The sequence below is a fragment of the Acidiphilium sp. PA genome (genome assembly GCF_026191915.1).
Classification (GTDB): Bacteria; Pseudomonadota; Alphaproteobacteria; order Acetobacterales; family Acetobacteraceae; genus Acidiphilium.
In genome coordinates, this window is the sequence record NZ_JAIMBY010000002.1 from 265,724 (window position 1) to 284,242 (window position 18,519).

Genomic DNA, 18,519 nt, shown 5'->3' on the forward strand with positions numbered 1-18,519 from the left:
CCGGTCAGAGCAGCCCGAACAGGAACCCGCCGGAGCGTTTCGGCTTGGCGACCCCGTTCAGCAGATCATGCGCGCCGAGCTTGTTGTAGGCATCCTGATACCAGCGCGACCCCGGATAATTATAGCCGAGCACCGCGGCGGTGCGCAGCGCCTCCTTGGTCAAGCCGAGATCGAGATAGCACTCGGTCAGCCGTTCCAGCGCTTCGGGGACGAAAGTCGTCGTCTGATACTGCTGGACCACTTCCTGATATTTGGTCACCGCGGCGGCATACAGGTTCTGCCGCTCATAGAACCGGCCGATCGACATTTCATGCCCCGCCAGGCGGTTCTGCGCCAGCCGGAGCTTCACCCGCGCATCGCGCGCATAGGCGCTGTTGGGAAACCGCGTCACGACATCCTGCAACGCCTGCACCGCTTCGAGCGTGAAGGTCTGGTCGTGCTGCACGCCCTCGATCTGCTCGTAATAGCACAGCGCGCGCAGGTAATAGGCATAGGCCGCATCGGGGCTGGCCGGGTGCAACTGAATGAAGCGGTTGAGCGCGCCCACCGCGCTGTCGAAATTCTGCCGGCGGAATTCGGCATACCCGTGCAGCAACTCGGCATGGGTGGCCCAGGTCGAATACGGGTAATTGACCTCGACCTCGTTGAACGCATCGGAGGCTTTTTTATTCTCGCCCTTCTGCAGATAGGCGATGCCGTTGGCATAGAGCGTGCCGGCCGGCGGTAATGCCGCCGATTTCTCTGGCTTGCCCTGGTCACCGGTATGGGCATGGCCGCCGCCGAAAATCCCGCAGCCGCCGAGCGTGAGCGGGGCGAGCAGCCAAAGCAACGCCAGCCGTGGGCGGTGTTTGCGGGCCGGCGAGGGCACCTGCATGGCGGGGTGCGGGGCGGGCGGAACGGTCTTTGGGTGCGCGTGCGTCATCGGGCCGGGCTTATAGCATGTGATTCGCTTGCGCGAAGCCTCCGGCGCGACACTTGTGCCGATCGGCCCGGCCGCGCCGCCCATCCTGCGCCGCATTTGCGGACCAAACCCCGCCAAACCACACGGAGGGATTTGATCCGAACCCCCAATCTGGCTACGACACCGGCGGGAAGGAGCGTCGATGCCGCCAGGAACAACCATCACCCGTCGCGCCGCCATCGGCCTTGCGCTCGCGCTCGCGGGACCAATCGGGGCCCGCGCCGCCGCGCCGATCCGCGCGCTCGGCCTCGAAAACCAGTATGCGGATGTCATCCGCCAGATCGGCGGCCCCTATGTCAGCGTCGGCGCGGTCGAATCCAACCCCAATATCGACCCGCATGAATTCGAAGTCAGCCCGCTGGTTGCGCGCCAGATCGCCCGGGCGGCGCTGGTGGTCGAAAACGGGCTCGGCTACGATAATTGGGCCAACAAGATCATGGCCGCCGTACCCAACCCGCGGCGCCGCGTGATCGACGTGCAGCATCTGCTCGGGCTGCCGGACAGCACGCCCAACCCGCATCTGTGGTACGCCCCCGCGACCATGCCGAAACTCGCCCAGGCGATCGCCGCCGCGCTCGCCGCCATCGATCCGGCGCACGCCGCCGCTTTCCACGCCAACGCCCAACGCTTCATCGCCGCACTCGCCCCCTGGAACGCCGCGATCGCCGCGTTCAAGGCGCGCTACCCCGCCACACCGGTCGCGGTGACCGAACCGGTGGCCGATGCCCTGCTGCAGGCGATGGGCATGCGGATCGAAACCCCGTTCACCCTCCAGGCCGCGATCATGAACGGCACCGATCCGTCACCGCAGGACGTCGCGACCCAGAACGCCCTGTTCACCGGCCACAAGGTCAAACTGTTCGTCTACAACCACCAGGTCACCGACCCGCTGACCGCCTCGTTCCTCGATCTCGCCCGCCGGAACCACATCCCCGTCGTCGGGGTCTATGAGACGATGCCGACGCCGGGCTATACCTACCAGTCATGGATGCTGGCGGAAGTTCGGGCGATGCAGCGGGCGGTTTCGGGGCGCGCGATGGTCACGAAGTAGGGAAGGGTTCTTTTTTGAAAAAAAGAACCAAAAAACTTTCATTCGCCAAGTCCGGAGGCACGACAACGCCAAAGCCCCAGGCCCAGACTCCCAGAAGTTTTTTGCTACTTTTTTTCAAAAAAGTAGTCTTTCTTTAATATGCTCACCCTATCCTCCATCTCAGTCGCCTTCGCCGGCCGCACCATCCTGCACAACGTCGATTTCACCCTGGCGCAAGGCTCCTTCTGCGGCTTGATCGGCTCGAACGGATCGGGCAAGACCACACTGCTGCGCACCATTCTCGGCCTCGTGAAGCCGGATCGCGGCACGGTGGACACCGGCGGTCATGAAATCGGCTACGTGCCGCAAAAAATCCAGCTCGACCCGTTCATGCCGCTGCGCGCGCGCGATGTGGTGGCTCTGGGGCTCGATGGCAATCGCTTCGGCCTGCCGCTGCCCTCCGCCGCGCGCCGCCGCACGGTCGATGCCATGCTGACCGCGGTCGATGCCACCGGCTTTGCCGACCGCCGGGTGGGCGACCTGTCGGGCGGCCAGCAGCAGCGCATCATGATCGCGCACGCGCTGGTCCGCCGCCCGAAACTCCTCCTGCTCGATGAACCGCTCGCCAATCTCGACCTGCGCAGCGTGGCCGAGGTGGTATCCCTGCTGCACACCCTGTCGTTCGAACAGCGGATCACCGTGCTGCTCTCGGCGCACGACATGAACCCGCTGCTGCCGGTGATGGACCGCATCGTCTACCTCGCCAACGGCAGCTCGGTCAGCGGCACGGTGGGGGAGGTGGTGCGCGGCGCGGTGCTCAGCCGGCTCTACGGCTACCACATCGACGTCATCCGCGTGCACGGCCGCGTCCTGGTGGTCGCAGCCGGCGGCGAGGACGCGCTGGACGCCGATGCCGCCTGCGAGCCCGTGCATGTCACCCAGATCCGCTGACACGGCATGATCGGGGCCGCCTTCTTCACCAACGGCCCGGTGCAGGTCGCCCTGATCATCGGCGGCGGCGCCGCACTGGTCTCCGCCGTGGTCGGCGTGTTCACCGTGCTGCGCGGCCAGTCCTTCGCGGGTCACGCCCTGGCCGATATCAGCAGCGCCGGCGGCTCGGCCGCCCTGCTGTTCGGCATTCGCCCGCTGGCCGGCTTTCTCGCGATGGCCGCCCTCGGCGCCGGCGGCATGGAAGCGATCGGCGCGCGCCAGATCCGCGAGCGCGATCTGGTCACCGGCATCGTGCTCGGCGCGGGGCTCGGCGTCACCGCCCTGCTGCTCTATCTCGACATGACCACCACCAGCGCCTCCGGTGCCGCCAATACCGTCATGTTCGGCTCGATGTTCGCCATCGCACCCGCCACCATCCCGCTCGCCCTCGGCGTCGGCCTCCTCGCCCTGGCAATGACCGCCGCCCTTTACCGCCCGCTGCTGCTGATCGCGATCGACCCCGACCTCGCCGCCATCCGTGGCATCGATCCCCGCCTGATCGGCCTCGCTCACCTGCTCGTCCTCGCGATCGCGGTGGCCCTCTCGGCGATGACGATCGGCGCCATCCTCTCGACCGCCCTGCTGATCGGCCCGGCGGCGGCTTCCCTGCGCCTCGCAACCCGGCCCGGCACCGCGATCCTGATCGCCGTGGCGATCGGCCTCAGCGCCACCTGGGGCGGCATCGCGCTCGCCTACGACAGTTTCTACTGGACCCCCGGCCACGGCTGGCCGGTCAGCGTCTTCGTGGTGATGATCGTGCTCGCCGCCTACCTCGCCGCCGGCCCGCTCGGCAGCGCGCTCGCGCGGCGGCGGATGGCAAGGTCCTGAGCATGTTTTCCGGCTTCATGATCAACACCTGGATCGCCGCCTCCATCGTCGCGGCCACCGCCGGGCTGGTCGGGTTTTTCGTGGTGGTGCGCGGCGCCTCCTTCGCCGCCCACGCCCTGCCGCTCAGCACCTTCCCCGGTGCCGCCGCCGCCGCCTGGCTCGGCATCAACGAAATTGCCGGTCTGGTCGCCTTCGCGGGTCTCGGCGTCATCGGCATCGATGCGCTGAGCCGCCGCGGCCGGCCGGAAGTGGCCACCGCGCTCACCCTGGTGATGCTGCTCGGGCTCGGCACGCTGTTTCTCAGCCGCACCACCACCTACGCGCAGGAGGTCTATGGGCTGCTGTTCGGCCAGGTGCTCGGCATCGGTGCGGCGGATATCGCCCCGATCGCGCTGGTCAGCGCGGCGGCGGCCGGTTCGGTTCTGCTGCTGTTCCGCCCGCTGCTGCTCAGTGCGGTCTCGCGTGACCTCGCCCAGGCGCGCGGTGCCGCTCCCGCGCGGACCGATCTCGCCTTCCTGGTCATCCTCGCCATGGCCTCGGCGGTGGCGCTGCCGGTGGTCGGCGCGCTGCTCGTGTTCAGCCTGATGGTCGGCCCGGCCGCCGCCGCGCGCAACCTGACCGATCGCGCCGGCCTTGCCATCGCCCTCTCGGTGGCGTTGTCGCTGCTCACGGTCTGGGCGGCGATCGCGCTGTCCTACCTCACCAACTGGCCCGTCGGATTTTTCGTGGGTGTCTTCGGCGCGCTGGCCTACGGCCTCGGCCGCGCCGCCCTGCACCTGCGCCGCCCCCGGCGGGCGATGGCGTAGCGAGCGGCCCCGCCACCGCCAACCTAATCCAGCCCCGCGCCTGAGCCAGATCCCATCGCCCCAACGAAAAACGCCGCCCCGAAGGACGGCGTTTCCCCAACCAAACTAAATCGAAACTCAGGTCTCGCTCTGCGCCTGCTGGTTGCGGCGACGGATCGCGGCACCCAGAATATCGCCCAGCGAGGCGCCCGAATCCGACGAGCCGAAATCGGCCATCGCCTGCTTGTCCTCGTCGATCTCCTTGCCCTTCACCGTCAGCTGCAACTTGCGTGCTGCGCGGTCCACGGCGGTGATCTTCGCATCGATCTTTTCGCCGACGGCGAATTTGTCGGGGCGCTGATCGCCCTTGTCGCGGGCCAGTTCGGCGCGGCGGATGAAGCCGGTCAGCACGTCATCGACCTTCACCTCAAGCCCGTTGGTCTGCACCGCGGTGATCACGCAGGTCACGATCATGCCCTTGTGCACACGGTCGAGCACGCCGGCGGCAGGATCTTCCTCGAGCTGCTTCACGCCCAGGCTGATGCGCTCCTTCTCGACATCGACATCGAGTACCTTCGCCTTGACGATATCGCCCTTGTTGTATTTGGCCATCGCCAGCTCGCCCGGCTCGTCCCACGACAGGTCGGACATATGAACCATGCCGTCGATTTCCGGCGCCAGACCCACGAACAGGCCAAACTCGGTCATGTTGCGAATTTCGCCCTCGACCAGCGAGCCCACGGGGTGATCGTCCATGAACTGTTCCCACGGATTGCGCGAAACCTGCTTCAGGCCCAACGAAATCCGCCGCTTGCTGGCATCGACGTCGAGCACCATGACCTCGACTTCCTGGCTCGTCGCCACGATCTTGCCGGGGTGCGCGTTCTTCTTGGTCCACGACATTTCCGAAACATGCACCAGGCCTTCGACGCCCGGCTCCAGCTCCACGAACGCACCGTAGTCGGTAATGTTCGTGACGCGGCCGGTCACCTTGATCCCAGGCGGATATTTGACGTCGACGCCTTCCCAAGGATCGGTCTCGAGCTGCTTCATGCCCAGGCTGATGCGCTGCGTGTCCGAATTGAACCGGATCACCTGCACCCGCACCGGCTGGCCGATGGTCAGCGCCTCGGCCGGGTGGTTGATCCGCCGCCACGCGATATCGGTCACGTGCAACAGACCATCGACGCCGCCGAGATCGACGAACGCACCGTAATCGGTGATGTTCTTGACCACGCCATCGAGGATCTGGCCTTCCTTCAGGCCCTGGATCAGTTCCGAACGCTGCTCGGCGCGGGTCTCTTCGAGCACCGCCCGGCGTGACACCACGATGTTGCCGCGCGCCCGGTCCATTTTCAGGATCTGGAACGGCTGGGACATGCCCATCAACGGCGTCACATCGCGCACCGGCCGGATATCGACCTGGCTGCCCGGCAGGAACGCGGTCGCCCCCCCGAGATCGACGGTGAACCCGCCCTTGACCCGGCCGTGGATGATGCCGTTGACGCGCGTCTGCGCCTCATGCGCGCGCTCGAGCGCGGTCCACGCCTCTTCGCGGCGGGCCTTCTCGCGCGACAGCACGATCGAGCCGTCCTTGTCCTCGTAGCGCTCGATGAACAGGTCGAACACATCGCCCGGCTTGACTTCCTGGGCGCCGAATTCCTTGAGCGGAACCCGGCCTTCGCTCTTCAGCCCGACATCGACGACCACGAACTCGTCGTCGATGCGTGAAACGCGGCCTGAGACGACCGAGCCTTCGAACCCGGTATTGCTGCCCAATGTGCTGTCGAGCAGGGCTGCGAAGTCGTCAGTGCCGGTGTATTGGTCTGCGCCATGCTGGCGCGCAACAGTTGCGATTGAACCCATGAAGTCGCTTGAATCCTTGAAACAAGACCGCTTGCGCGGCCGGTTTGGTATGCGGGCGATCGAGCCTCGACTGCCCGGCGACGCCGGGCGGATTGAAAAAACATTCCCGAACAGGAATGAGCCGCGAACACAATATCCGCAGCCAGCCTAGCAATTACGCATTTTTCCGCCCCTGCGCAAGCGCCACGGGGCCGGACTTCGCAAAAAAACCTTGATGATCCGGCCTTCCAACGCACGAGACGACCACCGGCGCAGCCTCAGCCGCGTCTTCCATCCGCCGCCAGCGCCGCGCGCAAGCGAAACCCGCACCGCGCCAGATGCGCCCGCGCCGCATCCGCCCCCAGTCCGAACCGCACGGCGATGATCGCGGTGCTCACCTCATGGCCGCAATCCGCCAGCGCCCGCGCCGCCGCCGCAACCTCGCACGGTGCAATCGCCGCGACGATACGCGCCGCCCGCGCGCGCAGCTTCGCATTGGTCGGCTTCAGATCGACCATATAGGGCCCGAACACCTTGCCCAGCCGGATCATCACCGTGCTCGACAGGCAATTCAGCGCGATCTTCTGCGTCGTCCCCGCCGACAGCCGGGTCGATCCCGCGATCACCTCCGCCCCGGTCGCAATCACCACCGCAATCTCGGCCGCCGCGGCAATCGGCCCGCCGCTGTTGGTGATGCTGCCGGTCAACGCCCCGGCCCGCCTGGCCGCCGCGATCGCCGCCAGCGTGAACGGCGTCGCGCCCGAGGCCGCGATCCCAACCAGAACATCCCCCGGCCCGATCGCATGAGCCGCCAGCAGCCCCGTCACCGCTTGCGCCTCATCCTCGGCACCCTCGACCGCGCCGCTCACCGCCGCCGCGCCACCCGCGATCAAGGGAATGATCACCCCCGGCGGCAGCGAAAACGTCGGCCCGCATTCGACCGCATCCAGCACCGCCAACCGCCCCGAAGTGCCGGCCCCGGCGTAGAACAGCCGCCCGCCCGCCGCCAGCCGCGCAGCGACCGCATCGGCCAGCCGGGCGAGGGCAGGGGCGGCATGCCGCAACGCCGCCTGCGCCGCCGCCTCCTGCGCCAGCAGCACCGCAATGATCGCCGCACTCGGCCGCATATCCAGATCATCGAGGTCAGTCCGCACCGCCTCGGTCAACGGCAGCGTCGCCGCGCGCCGCACCGGTCGCGCCACGGGCCTGATCGCAACCCCCGCGATCCAGCAGTTGCGCACCTGGTACGCATCATCGAACCAGACCAGATCCGCCCGCAGCCCCGCCGCCAGCCGCCCCCGATCTGTCAGGCCCAGCGCGCGCGCCGGTGCCGCGGTCGCGGCCTCCAGCGCCGCCGCCGGCGCAATCCCCGCCGCGATCAACCGCCGCACCCCTTCATCAAGCGCGATCACCGCCCCGGTCAGCGTGCCATCCGGCCGCCGCACAGCGCCGTCGCGCACCATCGCCGGCCCGCCGCCGAACTCCGCCGCATACCCGTCCGGCATCCCGGCCAGGCTCACCGCATCCGTCACCGCAACCGCCCGCCGGCCTGCCGCGGCAAACCCCAGCCGCAGGCTCAGCCCGTCGGCATGCACCGCATCCGCAATGAAACACGGCGCGATCCGTTCATCCGCCAGCGCCACCCCGATCACCCCGGGGTCGCGATGATGAAACGGCCGCATCGCGGTGAAAACATGCGTCGCCAGCCGCGCCCCGGCATCGACCGCGCGCGTCGCACACGCGGCATCCGCATCGGTATGACCCAGCGACACGACGATCCCCGCCGCCACCAGCCGCCCGATCGCCGCCATCGCCCCGGGCAGTTCCGGTGCCAGCGTCACCACAAGCAGCACCCGGCGCATCGCCGCATCCCCCAGCAGCGCATCGAGCGCCGCGGCATCCGGCGCCATCAACCAATCCGCCCGATGCGCCCCGCGCCGCGCGGGTGCCAGAAACGGCCCCTCCAGATGCAATCCCAGCAGCGCCGCACCCGGTTCGTCACCGGCCGGCGCGCGCATCGCCGCATCGATCCGCGCCGCCGCCGCCTGCAACCGATCGATCGGCGCGGTAATCACCGTCGGCAGAAAACCCGTCACCCCGCACGCCGCCAGCCGCTGGCAAAGCACCGCGAAATCCGCAGGTGCCGCCGTCGCGCAATCGATCCCGAACGCGCCGTTGTTGTGCAGATCGATCAGCCCGGGCGCCAGCACGCCCTCGGTCAGCACCACATCCGCCTCATCCGGCGCATGATCGAGCACCAGCACGATCCGGCCATCCTCGACCACCACGCCGCCCGGCCCGATGATCGCGCCATCGATCAGCAGACGCGGTGCCGCGATGATCATCGGCTCAGCCTGCCAGCATCGGCCCCAGCGGGCGGCCCGCGAAGATATGAACATGCAGATGCGGCACTTCCTGGTGGCTGTCCGGCCCCATATTCGCGAGCAGCCGATAGCCGCTGTCCTCGAACCCGAGCAGCCGCGCCACATGCCCCACCGCGCGGATGAATCCCGCGATCTCCGCCTCCGAAGCGTTCGCCGCGAAATCGGCGAACGCGACATACCGCCCCTTCGGGATCACCAGCACATGATGCGGCGCCTGCGGGTTGATGTCGTGAAACGCCAGCGCGAACGCGTCCTCGAACACTGTGCGGCACGGGATCTCCCCGCGCAAAATCCTCGCGAACACGTTCTGATCATCATACGGCGGCTTGCCGCTCACGCCAGGCTTCAAATTCATGGAATCTTCCTCGTCTCCGCGATCGACAACATGACCGGCCGCGCCGATTTCTCGGCAATTCCGGAAATCCCCTCGCGCCGCTTCAGCTCGCTCCACACATCCTCCGGCCGCAGCCCCACCGCGACCCACATCACCAGCAGATGATAGAGCACATCGGCACTTTCCGCGATCAGCGCGTCCCGATTCCCCGCCACCGCCTCGATCAGACATTCGACCGATTCCTCGCCGAATTTCTGCGCCACCTTGTTCACCCCGCGCGAGAGCAGCCGCGCCGAATGGCTGATCAGCGGATCGGCGTTCTTGCGCGCAATAATCGTCGACCACAGCCGGTCCATCACCCGCGCATCCGGCGCCTCCGGATCGAGCGGCGGCACCGGTGCGAACCGTGCTGCCACCGGCATCTTGGCCTTCAGCGCCTTAACTTTGGCCGCCTTTGTTTTCGCCGCCTTCGTCTTGGCCACCTTGGCATTCGCGGTCTTCGCCCTCACGGCCTTGGTTTTACCGTTCTTGCCGCTCACCGCCGCGTCCGGCAGCATCGTATCGGTTTTGGAAAGTTTCTTGGGCATGCAATCCTCTGCGTTATGATCCGGTCAGCCTGACCGGCAGGCCGGCGCGGTGCAAGCTCGCCTTGACCTCTGAAATCGTAAATTGACCAAAATGAAATACGCTGGCCGCCAGCAGCCCGGTCGCGCCGACCCGCGCGCCCTGGGTGAAATGATCGAGCGTGCCAACCCCGCCCGACGCGACGATCGGAATCGTCACCGCCCCCGCCACCGCCTGCAGCAATGCAAGATCGAACCCGCTGCCGGTGCCGTCCCGGTCCATCGAGGTCAGCAGAATCTCGCCCGCGCCGCGCGCCTGCATTTCGCCGCACCACGCAACCGCGTCGATCCCGGTCGGCTGGCGCCCGCCATGGGTGAAAATCTCCCACCTTCCCGCCGCCACCGCCCGCGCATCCACCGCCACCACCACGCACTGGCTGCCGAATTTCCGTGCCGCCTCGTTGATAAAGTCAGGCCGCGCGATCGCCGCCGAGTTGATGCTGCATTTATCGGCCCCCGCCAGCAACAGGCGCCGCATATCCTCGGTGCTCCTGATCCCGCCGCCCACCGTCAGTGGCAGAAACACCCGCGCCGCGGTGCGCGACACCACATCGATGATCGTGTCCCGGTTCTCATGACTCGCCGTGATATCCAGGAACGTCAGCTCATCGGCGCCCGCCGCGTCATACACCAGCGCCTGCTCGACCGGATCGCCCGCGTCGCGCAACGACACGAAATTGACACCCTTGACGACCCGCCCGTCCTTCACATCGAGGCATGGGATCACCCGCAGTTTCAGCACGTCCCGGCCTCCGCCAAAGCCGCCGCCGGATCGAGGCTGCCATCATACAACGCCCGCCCGATGATCGTGCCCACGATATTCCCCGTCCGCCCCGCCGCCGCGCGCAGGGCAATGATGTCGCCAATTCCCGCCACCCCGCCCGACGCAATCACCGGTATCGCAACCGATCGCGCCAGCGCCTCGGTTGCCGCCAGGTTCAACCCGGCCAGCATGCCATCGCGCGCGATATCGGTGTGAATGATCGCGGCAATCCCCGCATCCTCCAGCCGCCGCGCCATGTCGGTCGCCGCCAGCGTCGAAACCTCGGCCCAGCCCTCGGTCGCCACCATCCCCTCTGCCGCATCGATCCCGACCACGATCCGCCCCGGAAACGCCGCCGCCGCCGTGCGCACCAGCGCCGGATTTTTCACCGCCGCACTGCCCAGAATCACACGCGCAACCCCCAGCGCCAACCACGCCTCGATCCCCGCCATATCCCTGATGCCGCCGCCGAGCTGCACCGGCATGCGCACCGCGGCCAGAATCGCCCGCACCGCGGCGGCATTCACCGGCTTGCCGGCAAACGCGCCATTCAGATCGACCACATGCAGCGCGGTAAACCCCTGCGCCTCGAATCGCCGCGCCTGCGCCGCCGGGTCATCGGCATACACCGTCGCCTGGTCCATCGCGCCGCGCTTGAGGCGCACGCAGGCGCCGTCTTTCAGGTCGATCGCTGGATAGAGGGTCAAGGACATCAGAAGTGTTCTTTTTTGTAAAAAAGAACCAAAAAACTTCTATTCGTTCGGCCCATACCGGTTTCAACGCCCATGCCCCAGCGAAAAAAAGTTTTTTGCTTCTTTTTTACAAAAAAGAAGCCTTCTTCTTCTCGTCTCATCACTGCGCCTGCAACAATTTATAATAAAAATGCCCCGCCACGGTTCGTCCTTCCGCCCGTGCATAGGCCGGATGCGTCCCCCAGCGCAGAAATCCCGCCCCTTCATACAGCGCGATCGCCGCCTGCTGGGTATCGCGCACATCGAGGTTCAACACCTGATACCCCAGCGCCCGCGCCCGATCCTCGACCCGCCGCAAAATCAACCGCGCCAGCCCGTGCCCGCGCGCATAGGGGGCCACGAAATTCAGCGCGATCGTCGCACCGAACGCCTGCGCCTCGTTATTGCGCGGTGGCCGTACCAACTGTGCTGCGCCATAGATCGTGCCGTCCATTCGCCCCACGAACAACTCGCGTTCCGGCACCATGACCACGCCGCGAAAATACTGCTCCAGCGCCGCTCGCCCCGGCGGCTTGATCCAGCCGAATCCCCCACCATCGATGATCGCCGCATCCGCCGCCTCGCACAGCGCCTGCATGTCGTCATCCCCGATCACCGCGAGCCGGTCGACCGCCAGCGACTCCGGCGGCGGCATGTCGCGGATCGGTGCGATCGTCATTACGGACTCCACCGCAGAAAATTACCCAGAATCGTCAACCCGACCTCCTGGCTCTTCTCGACATGAAACTGCGTCCCCGCCCGGTTGCCGCGCGCCACCATCGCGACCACCGGCCCGCCATAATCGGTCGTCGCAATCACCGGCGCCGGCGCATCGGTGCGCAGCGCATAGGAATGCACGAAATACGCATGATCGCCGGTCTTCAGCCCGTCCAGCAACGGATGCGCGCCAGGCGTGAACACCAGCTCGTTCCACCCCATATGCGGCAGCCGCAAGCCGTCTGCCTCGATGGGCGCGATATCGCCGGCAATCCAGCCGAACCCCGCCGTCGTGCCATGCTCCAACCCGCGCGCCGCCATCAACTGCATGCCGACGCAAATGCCCAGAAACGGCGCCCCGTCATCCACGCGCCGATGCATCGCCGCCGCCAGCCCCGGCCGCGCCGCCAGCCCCTGCGCGCAATCGGCGAACGCGCCCTGGCCCGGCAGCACGATCCGATCGGCCTGCCCGACCACATCGGGATCATCGCTGATCGTCACAACCGCCCCGATCCCGCACCGCGCCGCCGCGAGCTCAAGCCCCCGCGCCGCCGAAGCCAGATTGCCGCTGCCGTAGTCGATCACCGCGATCCTCAAAGCACCCCCTTGGTCGAAGGCACCGCACCCGCCGCCCGCGCATCCGGCTCAACCGCCATCCGCAGCGCCCGCGCCACCGCCTTGAACGCCGCCTCGGCGACATGATGCGCATTATGCCCGGCCCGCTGGTTCACATGCAGCGCAAACTGCCCGTTCGCCGCCACCGCCTGGAAAAACTCCTGCACCAGTTGCGTATCCATATCCCCGAGCATCGGCCGCTCGAACGCGACGTTGAACGCCAGAAACCCCCGCCCCGACAAATCGATCGCCGCCTCGCACAACGCCTCATCCATCGGCACCGCGGCAAACCCGAACCGCGTCACTCCGCGCTTGTCGCCCAGCGCCTCGCGGATCGCCTGGCCCAGCACGATACCAACATCCTCGATGGTATGATGCGCATCGATATGCAGATCCCCCTCGGCCCGCACATCAAGGTCGATCATCGCATGCCGCCCGAACGCGGTCAGCATATGGTCGAAAAACCCGATCCCGGTGGCGATTTCGGTATGCCCCGTGCCATCCAGATCAAGCATCAACTCGATCGCGGTTTCGGAAGTTTTACGACTGATGGTTGCGTTGCGGCTCATCCGCGCTGCCTAGCCCAAAAAGATCGGCCCGCCAATCTTGCGGGCCGCGTGGTTAAGGAAGTCCTTCTTTTTTGAAAAAAAGAAGCAAAAAACTTCCTTAATCTAGGCCCCAGGCCTTTTCACCAGCACCGACCCAGCAAATAAAAGTTTTTTTGCTTCTTTTTTTCCAAAAAAAGAAGTGCTTCCTTCAATGATTGATCTGCTCCAGCGCCAACCCCCGCGTCGACGGCCCCAGCGTGATCATCACGATCCCGACCAGCATGGCCGCGCCGATGAACACCGCAACCCCCGGCACTCCGTAATCGCTCAACAAGATCCCGATCGCGAGTCCCGCGAACGCCGCGGCAATCCGGCTCCACGAATACACGAACCCCACCGCCCGCGCGCGAATCCGCGTCGGGTACAATTCCGGCTGATACCCGTGATAGGCGAAGGACATGACATTCGCCGCCAGCGTGAACAACACACCGAGCGCAATCAGCAGGGCAGGGGCGTTGCTCATCGCGAACAGCGCGATCACCACGCCCATCACCGCCAGCCCGCCGATGATCTGCGTCTTGCGCTCCAGCCGATCCGCGAACAGCGTGCCGATCAACGGCCCGAACGGATTGGCGATCGCGATGATGAACGCATATTCCAGGCTCGCCGTCACATGAATGCCGCGATGGATCAGCAGCGTCGGCACCCAGGCGGCAAACCCGTAGAACCCGATCACCTGCGCCATGTTGAACACCGACAGGATGATGGTGCGCTTGAGATACTGCGGGCCGAAAATCTCGGAAAACGACCCGGCGCCGTCCTCCTCCGGCGCCGCCGGCTGCGGCGGCGGCAGCGGCCGCCCGGTCTCGGCCATCACCTTGCGCTCGATCTCGCCGACGATCGCGTCCGCCTCCGCCATCCGCCCATGCCGCGCCAGCCAGCGCGGACTCTCGGGAATGCCGCGCTGCAGCAAGAACACCACCAGCGCCCCGACCGACCCGACCAGGATCACCACGCGCCAGTAATCCAGCCCGAACGGTCTGCTGCCCTTCAGAACATAGGCCAGAAACGCGATCACCGGCACCACGGCAAAGGTGATCGTCTGATTGATCGAATACGCCCGCCCACGTTCGGCGCGCGGAATCATCTCGGAAATGAACGTATCGATCGTCACCAGCTCCACCCCGATGCCGACGCCTGCGATGAACCGCCAGATATCCAGCGCAAAACCGCTGGTCTGAAACGCCATGATCGCGGTGCACACCATGTACCAGATCAACGAACCGGTGAACACGATGCGCCGGCCGAACCGGTCGGCCACCTGGCTGAACACCAGCGCCCCGAGCCACAGCCCCGCGAATGTCGCGAATACGAACGTCCCGAACCCGGCCACCTTCAGCGCCCCGAGCGAGGCAAAAACCCCGAGCGACGCCGGCTTGAACAGTCCCGACCCGATCATCCCCGGCGCCACATACCCGGTGAAGAACAGATCATAGAACTCGAACACGCCGCCCAGCGAGATCAGCACAATGATGGTCCAGACCGTGCGCGACGGCGGCAGCCGGTCGAGCCGTGCCGCGATCGCCGCCGAATGTTGCCCCGACATGGTAAAACCCCCCGCAGCTGATGATTTATGCGCTGTTAAGCCCGCCCGCCCTGCTTTTGGCAAGCGTCATCCGGCCCCGGCACGGCGTCGCTGGACAATCGAGCCCATCCGGTCCAATGCCGCTGACCAGCCGCATCCCCGCGTCCACCCGAAGGAAACCACCATGTCCGCTCTCATCCTCTGGGGCTTCGATGCCTCCACCTACGTCCGCACCGTCAAAATGGTCCTCGCCGAAAAAGGCGTCACCGATTTCGAACAACACCAGATCAACGTCCTCGCCGGCGAACCAAGACAAGCGGAACACCGCGCGCGCCACCCGTTCGGCAAGGTCCCCGTGCTCGATCATGACGATTTGCGCATCCTCGAAACCAGCGCCATCACCCGCTACCTGAACGACATCCTCGCCGGCCCCGCGCTCATCCCCGCCACGCCGAAGGACCGCGCGCGCATGGACATGATCATCGGCCTGATCGATTCCTACGGTTACGGCGCGCTGCTTGGCGGTGTCGCCGCCTACCACCTGTTCCCCGATTTCGTCGGCGGCAAAAACGAAGCCGCCCGCGCATCCGGCATCGAAAACGGCCGCACCGTGCTCGCCCTCGCCATGCAGACCAAAGGCGCGTCGCCCTTCATCGCCGGCGATCTCAGCCTCGCCGATCTCTACCTCGCACCCATCGTCGCCTACGTCGCAATGACGCCGGATGCCGAAACCATCTTCGACATCCCCGGCTTCGCCGCCTGGTGGTCCGCCATCCAGGCCCTGCCGTCCTTCAAATCCACCCAACCCGGCTGACCCCCGATTTTCATTGCGCCGATGCACGGTTTCCGGCGATAACCAGCGGGTCTCTTACACTGTCGGCCCCGAACCGCCCGCGCAACCCGTGCAGAAGGTCACGACCATGGCACCCACCATCACCGGGCGCTGCCTGTGCGGCAGCGTCACCTTTCAATCGAGCCTGGCGCCCTTCGCCAGCCGCGCCTGCTGGTGCCGGGACTGCCAGTATCTCGCCGCCGGCAACGCCGCGATCAACGTGGTCTTCGTCAAGGACCACCTCACCATCACCGGCCCGCTCAGCACCTATCAATCCACCGCCGATAGCGGCCACGCGGTGCAACGATCGTTCTGCCCCCGCTGCGGCACGCCGCTGTTCGGCGAATCCGCCGCCGCACCGGGCCTGCTCGCGGTCCGCGCCGGTACGCTCGACGATCCATCCCTCGGCCGGCCGGACGGGTTCATCTGGACCGAACGCGCGCCCGAATGGGGCATGATCGACCACACGCTGGAAAACCTGCCCCGCCAGACGCCTCCGCCCGCGGCCTGAGCGCGCCGCTCAATCCACGCCCTGGTTGCCATCCCGCCGGTCCTGATCGCGGACCAGCCAATACACCGCCCCGAGGGACAGAAACGCCGCCGAAAGCGCAAACAGCGTCTCGGACTGCCCCTTGCCCAGATCCAGAATGATCAGCTTGCGCACGATCGCCAGCATCCCGATCAGTATAACCACCCGCACCCGCACCAATCCCTCGGCCCGCTCGCTGGTCACCAGAATCGACCGCTTGAACTCCAGCGCGATCACCACCGTGAAAATCGCCCCGAACACCGCCTGAAAAATCGCCGGATTGGTCGGATCGAAACTGGTGAAGAAAATATCGTGCAGAATATTCAGGATCAGATGCAGCAGCGCCGCCACCACCACCACCGCCATCAGCAGCGTCAGCACCTGCACCACGACGATCTCGAAATAATGATACGCCTTGGACTCGATCCCGTGTTTCATCCCACCGCCCTGTTTGTTTCATCGCTGCATACCCCGCCCGCGCCCGGCGCGCATCTGAAATTGTCGCGCTTGCCGGAACGCCCGCGCGATGCCATCTCCCTCGCATGGAAAACCCGCACGATCCGGTCGGCTGGCACGGCACGACCATCCTCTGCGTCCGCGCGAACGGCGCGGTCGCCATGGCCGGCGATGGCCAGGTCAGCCTCGGTAACACCGTCGTGAAAGGCAACGCCCGCAAGGTCCGCCGCATCGGCAACGGCGCCGTCCTCGCCGGTTTCGCCGGCGCCACCGCCGATGCCTTCACCCTGCTCGAACGCCTCGAGGCCAAGCTCGAACGCTTCCCCAACCAGCTCGAACGCGCCTGCGTCGAACTGGCGAAAGACTGGCGGACCGACCGCTACCTCCGCCGCCTCGAAGCCATGATGGCGGTGGCCGATGGCATCCATTCCTACACCCTCACCGGCAATGGCGACGTGCTCGAACCCGAAGACGGCATCATCGCCATCGGCTCGGGCGGCAATTTCGCCCTTGCCGCCGCCCGCGCCCTGCTCACCGTCGAGGGTCTCACCGCCGAGGACATCGCCCGCCGCGCCATGAAAATCGCCGGCGACATCTGCATCTACACCAACCACAACCTGATTGTAGAAACCCTGTGATCGACAGCCCGACCTACACCCCCCGCGAAATCGTCTCCGAGCTCGACCGTTTCATCGTCGGCCAGAACGACGCCAAACGCGCCGTCGCCATCGCGCTGCGCAACCGCTGGCGCCGCCAGCAACTCCCCGAAGCCATGCGCGAGGAAGTCGTCCCGAAAAACATCCTGATGATCGGCCCGACCGGCTGCGGCAAAACCGAAATCGCCCGCCGCCTCGCCAAACTCGCCCAGGCCCCCTTCATCAAGGTCGAGGCCACCAAATTCACCGAAGTCGGCTATGTCGGCCGTGATGTCGAAAGCATCATCCGCGATCTGGTCGAAATCTCCATCACCATGCTGCGCGATGCCAATCGCAAGGGTGTCGCCGCGCGCGCCGAACTCGCCGCCGAGGACCGTCTGCTCACCGCCCTGGTCGGCGAAGGCGCCGGTGCCGACACCAAATCCCGCTTCCGCACCATGCTGCGCGACGGCCAGCTGGAAGACAAGGAAATCGACATCGAGGTCGCCGAAAACCCCGCCGCCATGATCGGCCAGCTCGATATGCCGGGCATGCCCCCCGGCGGTGCCGCCAATATCGGCGAAATGATGAAATCCATGTTCGGCCGCCAGCAGGGCCGCAAACGCATGACCGTCGCCGCCGCCCGCACCGCGCTCAACCGCGAGGAAGCCGACCGCCTGCTCGACACCGACCAGCTCACCGCCGACGCGCGCAGCCATGCGGAAAACCACGGCATCGTCTTCCTCGACGAAATCGACAAAATCTGCGCCAAGACCGAAGGCGGCTTCCGCGGCGGCGATGTCTCGCGCGAAGGCGTGCAGCGCGACCTGCTCCCCCTCATCGAAGGCACCACCGTCTCGACCAAATACGGCCCGGTCAAGACCGACCACATCCTCTTCATCGCCTCCGGTGCCTTCCACATCGCCAAACCCTCCGATCTGCTGCCCGAACTCCAGGGCCGCCTGCCCATCCGGGTCGAACTCGCCCCGCTCTCGCGCGACGATCTCCGCCGCATCCTCACCGAACCCGAACACTCCCTCCTCAAGCAATACGTCGCCCTGATGGCCACCGAAAACGTCCATCTCGACTTCACCGACGCCGCGATCGACGCGATCGCGAGCCTCGCCGCCGATATCAACGACCGCGTCGAAAACATCGGCGCCCGCCGCCTCGCCACCGTCCTCGAACGCATGCTCGAGGAAATCAGCTTCGGCGCGACCGACCGCACCGGCGAATCCATCAGCGTCGATGCCAACCTCGTCCACGAAAAAGTCGCCCCCCTGGCCGCCAAGGGCGACCTCAGCCGCTTCATCCTCTGATCCCGAACC

21 protein-coding genes are annotated in these 18,519 nt (G+C 66.3%); 8 read left to right on the forward strand and 13 right to left on the reverse strand.

Annotated elements, in window-relative coordinates:
* Positions 1-4: 4 nt before the first annotated feature.
* Positions 5-922 carry an outer membrane protein assembly factor BamD gene (locus tag AruPA_RS04810; RefSeq protein ID WP_265635507.1) on the reverse strand — a complete coding sequence of 306 codons (918 nt, stop codon included), beginning with the start codon at positions 920-922 and terminating at the stop codon, positions 5-7.
* A gap of 181 nt (positions 923-1,103) precedes the next feature.
* On the opposite strand from AruPA_RS04810, the gene AruPA_RS04815 reads away from it, so the two are divergent.
* From AruPA_RS04815 to AruPA_RS04830, 4 genes are all read left to right on the forward strand, one after another.
* Entirely contained in the window at positions 1,104-2,012 is a 909-nt protein-coding gene (locus AruPA_RS04815; RefSeq protein WP_265635508.1) for a metal ABC transporter solute-binding protein, Zn/Mn family, read from the forward strand.
* 138 nt (positions 2,013-2,150) lie between these two features.
* Positions 2,151-2,942 (forward strand): metal ABC transporter ATP-binding protein, encoded by a 792-nt coding sequence (locus AruPA_RS04820; protein WP_265635509.1) that lies wholly within the window; start codon positions 2,151-2,153, stop codon positions 2,940-2,942.
* A gap of 6 nt (positions 2,943-2,948) precedes the next feature.
* Complete coding sequence (locus tag AruPA_RS04825) at positions 2,949-3,809, forward strand: metal ABC transporter permease (RefSeq protein ID WP_265635510.1); 861 nt, start codon at positions 2,949-2,951, stop codon at positions 3,807-3,809.
* 17 nt (positions 3,810-3,826) lie between these two features.
* Positions 3,827-4,615, forward strand: coding sequence for a metal ABC transporter permease (locus AruPA_RS04830; protein WP_265635511.1), 789 nt, complete (start codon positions 3,827-3,829; stop codon positions 4,613-4,615).
* A gap of 117 nt (positions 4,616-4,732) precedes the next feature.
* Here the strand turns inward: AruPA_RS04830 and rpsA are convergent, their stop codons facing one another.
* The 11 genes from rpsA to AruPA_RS04885 all read right to left on the reverse strand — a co-directional run bounded on the left by rpsA (position 4,733) and on the right by AruPA_RS04885 (position 14,760).
* The gene (gene rpsA / locus AruPA_RS04835; protein ID WP_265635512.1) at positions 4,733-6,460 is read right to left on the reverse strand and encodes a 30S ribosomal protein S1; all 1,728 of its coding nucleotides are present in this window, start codon (positions 6,458-6,460) and stop codon (positions 4,733-4,735) included.
* 257 nt (positions 6,461-6,717) lie between these two features.
* Positions 6,718-8,784, reverse strand: a complete 2,067-nt coding sequence (gene nagA, locus AruPA_RS04840; RefSeq protein WP_265635513.1) for an N-acetylglucosamine-6-phosphate deacetylase — start codon at positions 8,782-8,784, stop codon at positions 6,718-6,720.
* A gap of 4 nt (positions 8,785-8,788) precedes the next feature.
* Positions 8,789-9,178 carry a histidine triad nucleotide-binding protein gene (locus tag AruPA_RS04845; RefSeq protein WP_265635514.1) on the reverse strand — a complete coding sequence of 130 codons (390 nt, stop codon included), beginning with the start codon at positions 9,176-9,178 and terminating at the stop codon, positions 8,789-8,791.
* Positions 9,175-9,744, reverse strand: a complete 570-nt coding sequence (locus tag AruPA_RS04850; protein WP_408858571.1) for a phosphoribosyl-ATP diphosphatase — start codon at positions 9,742-9,744, stop codon at positions 9,175-9,177. Before AruPA_RS04850 ends, AruPA_RS04845 begins: the two co-directional genes overlap by 4 nt.
* Before the next feature lie 13 nt (positions 9,745-9,757).
* Complete coding sequence (gene hisF / locus AruPA_RS04855; protein WP_265635515.1) at positions 9,758-10,522, reverse strand: imidazole glycerol phosphate synthase subunit HisF; 765 nt, start codon at positions 10,520-10,522, stop codon at positions 9,758-9,760.
* The gene (gene hisA, locus AruPA_RS04860; RefSeq protein WP_265635516.1) at positions 10,516-11,256 is read right to left on the reverse strand and encodes a 1-(5-phosphoribosyl)-5-[(5-phosphoribosylamino)methylideneamino]imidazole-4-carboxamide isomerase; all 741 of its coding nucleotides are present in this window, start codon (positions 11,254-11,256) and stop codon (positions 10,516-10,518) included. The genes hisF and hisA overlap by 7 nt, the downstream gene beginning before the upstream one ends.
* Positions 11,256-11,396: a hypothetical protein gene (locus AruPA_RS04865; protein WP_265635517.1), complete on the reverse strand. Its 141-nt coding sequence runs from the start codon at positions 11,394-11,396 to the stop codon at positions 11,256-11,258. The genes hisA and AruPA_RS04865 overlap by 1 nt, the downstream gene beginning before the upstream one ends.
* Positions 11,396-11,953 carry a GNAT family N-acetyltransferase gene (locus tag AruPA_RS04870; protein ID WP_265635518.1) on the reverse strand — a complete coding sequence of 186 codons (558 nt, stop codon included), beginning with the start codon at positions 11,951-11,953 and terminating at the stop codon, positions 11,396-11,398. The genes AruPA_RS04865 and AruPA_RS04870 overlap by 1 nt, the downstream gene beginning before the upstream one ends.
* Positions 11,953-12,588, reverse strand: a complete 636-nt coding sequence (hisH, locus tag AruPA_RS04875; protein WP_265635519.1) for an imidazole glycerol phosphate synthase subunit HisH — start codon at positions 12,586-12,588, stop codon at positions 11,953-11,955. Before hisH ends, AruPA_RS04870 begins: the two co-directional genes overlap by 1 nt.
* Positions 12,585-13,175 (reverse strand): imidazoleglycerol-phosphate dehydratase HisB, encoded by a 591-nt coding sequence (hisB, locus tag AruPA_RS04880; protein ID WP_265635520.1) that lies wholly within the window; start codon positions 13,173-13,175, stop codon positions 12,585-12,587. Before hisB ends, hisH begins: the two co-directional genes overlap by 4 nt.
* 187 nt (positions 13,176-13,362) lie before the next feature.
* Positions 13,363-14,760 (reverse strand): MFS transporter, encoded by a 1,398-nt coding sequence (locus tag AruPA_RS04885; RefSeq protein ID WP_265635521.1) that lies wholly within the window; start codon positions 14,758-14,760, stop codon positions 13,363-13,365.
* A gap of 163 nt (positions 14,761-14,923) precedes the next feature.
* Here AruPA_RS04885 and AruPA_RS04890 point away from each other — a divergent pair, with 163 nt between their 5' ends.
* Entirely contained in the window at positions 14,924-15,553 is a 630-nt protein-coding gene (locus AruPA_RS04890; RefSeq protein ID WP_265635522.1) for a glutathione S-transferase family protein, read from the forward strand.
* A 106-nt stretch (positions 15,554-15,659) separates the two neighbouring features.
* Positions 15,660-16,082 carry a GFA family protein gene (locus tag AruPA_RS04895; RefSeq protein ID WP_265635523.1) on the forward strand — a complete coding sequence of 141 codons (423 nt, stop codon included), beginning with the start codon at positions 15,660-15,662 and terminating at the stop codon, positions 16,080-16,082.
* Between the two features lie 9 nt (positions 16,083-16,091).
* Here AruPA_RS04895 and AruPA_RS04900 read toward each other — a convergent pair whose 3' ends face one another.
* Positions 16,092-16,538: a phosphate-starvation-inducible PsiE family protein gene (locus tag AruPA_RS04900; protein WP_265635524.1), complete on the reverse strand. Its 447-nt coding sequence runs from the start codon at positions 16,536-16,538 to the stop codon at positions 16,092-16,094.
* A 104-nt stretch (positions 16,539-16,642) separates the two neighbouring features.
* Between AruPA_RS04900 and hslV the strand changes: the two genes are divergently transcribed.
* Both hslV and hslU read left to right on the forward strand, forming a co-directional pair.
* The gene (hslV, locus tag AruPA_RS04905) at positions 16,643-17,194 is read left to right on the forward strand and encodes an ATP-dependent protease subunit HslV (RefSeq protein WP_265635525.1); all 552 of its coding nucleotides are present in this window, start codon (positions 16,643-16,645) and stop codon (positions 17,192-17,194) included.
* Positions 17,194-18,510: an ATP-dependent protease ATPase subunit HslU gene (gene hslU, locus AruPA_RS04910; protein WP_265635762.1), complete on the forward strand. Its 1,317-nt coding sequence runs from the start codon at positions 17,194-17,196 to the stop codon at positions 18,508-18,510. Before hslV ends, hslU begins: the two co-directional genes overlap by 1 nt.
* Positions 18,511-18,519 lie beyond the last annotated feature (9 nt).